We start from the raw sequence: 2,681 nt of genomic DNA on the forward strand, positions 1-2,681 counted from the left end.
TGTCGGAAGGGATTCCGCGCTCGTTCACGATTTCAAGTAACGAAATCCTGGAAGCGCTGACCGATCCGCCCAACAACATCGTTTCCGCAGTCAAGAACGCGCTGGAGCAGACGCCGCCCGAACTGGGCGCCGACATCGCCGAAAAAGGCATGATGCTGACCGGTGGCGGCGCCCTGTTGCGCGACCTGGACCGGCTGCTGATGGAAGAGACCGGGCTGCCCGTGATCGTCGCGGAAGATCCGCTGACTTGCGTGGTGCGCGGCTCCGGCATGGCGCTCGAGAAAATGGACAAGCTGGGCTCGATCTTCTCGTACGAATAAGCCTGCCTTCCCGGACAGGCATCCCGGCGTGTGCAAACCACATGGCCGGGATGTTTTTTTTGGCCCGGCGCACATGTCATTTCATCCACCAATTCATTTGCAGCGCCGCTCGTAATCTCGCACACGCTCAATGGAATACAGCCCTCCGCCACTGTTCAAGCAAGGCGCGTCCGCGCGGCTGAAGGTGATCGTGTTCGCCCTGATTGCCCTCGCCTTGCTGGCAGTCGATTCGCGGGTGCGCGCGCTCGGTGCCATCCGCCAGGTGGTCAGCGTCGTGCTCTATCCGCTGCAGATCGCGGCGCTGGCGCCGCGCGACGCTGCTTATGCGGTCGGCAATTACTTCTACACGCTGTCCTCGATACAGCATGAAAACGACACCCTGCGGCGCCTGCATGTGTCCAATGCGCAGAAGCTGCAGCAGGGACAGCAACTGGCTGCCGAGAACGCTCACCTGCGGCAGTTGCTGGCAGCAGCCGAGCGGGTGCCGGTGAAGTCGGTGATGGCGGAAATCCTGTATGACACCCGCGATCCCTTCACCCGCAAGATCGTGCTGGACCGCGGACTGCAGCATGGCCTGAAGGCGGGCCAGCCCGTGATCGACGATGTGGGCGTGGTCGGCCAGGTCACCCGTGTATTCCCGCTGACTTCGGAAGTCACGCTGCTGACTGACAAGGGACAGGCGATTCCGGTGCAGGTGGCGCGTAGCGGCGTGCGCAGCGTGGCTTACGGCCGCGGCCAGTCCAACCTGCTCGACTTGCGATTCATGCCGACCAGCGCCGACATCCGCAAGGGCGATGTGCTGGTCACGTCCGGAATAGACGGCGTCTATCCGCCAGGCCTGGCAGTGGCCAGCGTGGCCAATGTGGAAAGCCAGTCCTCCGACGCCTTCGCACGCATCGTCTGCCTGCCATCGGCCGGCGTTGACCGCAACCGGCAGTTGCTGGTACTGCTGTCCGACGCCAGGCTGCCCCCGCCGCCGGAACCGGAAGATGCGAAAGAAAAGGGCCGGCCTGGCAAGAAACGCCTGGCTGCACCGGGCAAGGACGCCGCCGCACCGGCTGCGCCCGCACTGAAAACAGGGGATGCAAGATGATGGACCGACCGCACTACATCCTGCTGCCCGTCAGCCCGCTGTTCATTGCGGTGACGGTGATCGTTGCCTTCATGCTCAACCTGCTGCCTTGGGGAGGGATGCCCGGGGTGCCGGATTTCCTCGCGCTGGTGCTGATTGTCTGGAGCATCAACCAGCCGCGCAAGGTCGGCATTGGCATTGCCTTCTCCATGGGCCTGCTGATGGATGTGCACAATGCGTCGCTGCTCGGGCAGCATGCGCTGGCCTATACCTTGCTGTCTTACTTTGCGATCATGATCCACCGCCGCGTGCTGTGGTTCAGCGTGCTGACCCAGGCCTTGCATGTGCTACCCCTTCTGGTGGTGATGCAGACGGTCGAACTGGTGATCCAGTCCATGGTCAGCGGCAAGCTGCCGGGCTGGTCCTTTTATGCATCGAGCGTTACCGCTGCCCTCATCTGGCCGCTCGTTTCCTGGCTGTTCCTGGCGCCGCAGCGCCGTGCCGTCAACCGCGACGAAACCCGGCCAATCTGAGCCAGCCGAATGTTTGAATACGCATGACCGAATTCAAGAACACAGAAAAGGAATTGCACGACTTCCGGATGCGGCTGTCGGTGGCGGGCGTGTTCGTGTTCATCTGCTTCGGCCTGCTGCTGGCGCGCTTTTTGTGGCTGCAGGCTTACAAGCATGGCGACTATGCCGCCCAGGCCGAGGACAACCGCATTTCCGTGGTCGCGGTGGTTCCGAACCGCGGGCTGATCCTGGATCGCAACGGGGTCGTCCTCGCCCGCAACTTTTCCGCCTACACGCTCGAGATCACGCCGTCCAAGCTGAAGATCGATCTCGAGACCGCAATCGAAGAGCTGTCAAAGCTGGTCGATATCCAGCCGCGGGACCGCAAGCGTTTTCGCCGCCTGCTGGATGAGGCCAAGAACTTCGAGAGCGTGCCGATCCGCACCCGGCTGACCGACGAGGAAGTGGCGCGTTTCACCGCGCAGCGCTACCGATTTCCCGGCATCGAAATCCAGGCGCGGCTGTTCAGGCAGTATCCGCTGGGCAGCGTCGCGTCGCATGTGATCGGTTTTATCGGCCGGATCAACCAGGCCGAGGCCAGTGCGATCGAAGAGTGGGACGACGCGACCAACTACGCCGGCACCAGCCATATCGGCAAGGAAGGCCTGGAAAAAAGCTACGAAAAGCAGCTTCATGGCACCACAGGCTACGAGGAGGTGGAAGTCTCCGCCGGTGGCCGCGCAGTGCGCACGCTGGCGCGCACCCACGCCACACCGG

At 62.8% G+C, this 2,681-nt stretch carries 3 protein-coding genes and 1 pseudogene; all 4 read left to right on the top strand.

From position 1 onward, the window contains the following. Positions 1–320, top strand: a 320-nt coding sequence (locus Q7T06_RS03070; protein ID WP_304779962.1) for a rod shape-determining protein, incomplete at its 5' end; no start/stop codon positions are given. Positions 321–450: 130 nt separating this feature from the next. Next, complete coding sequence (mreC, locus tag Q7T06_RS03075) at positions 451–1,413, top strand: rod shape-determining protein MreC (RefSeq protein ID WP_304779968.1); 963 nt, start codon at positions 451–453, stop codon at positions 1,411–1,413. Then, positions 1,413–1,925, top strand: a complete 513-nt coding sequence (gene mreD, locus Q7T06_RS03080) for a rod shape-determining protein MreD (protein ID WP_304779974.1) — start codon at positions 1,413–1,415, stop codon at positions 1,923–1,925. The genes mreC and mreD overlap by 1 nt, the downstream gene beginning before the upstream one ends. A gap of 23 nt (positions 1,926–1,948) precedes the next feature. After that, positions 1,949–2,681, top strand: a pseudogene (locus Q7T06_RS03085) (penicillin-binding protein 2); the annotation flags it as partial.

This window comes from Herminiimonas sp. (genome assembly GCF_030645555.1).
Classification (GTDB): domain Bacteria; phylum Pseudomonadota; class Gammaproteobacteria; order Burkholderiales; family Burkholderiaceae_D; genus Oxalicibacterium.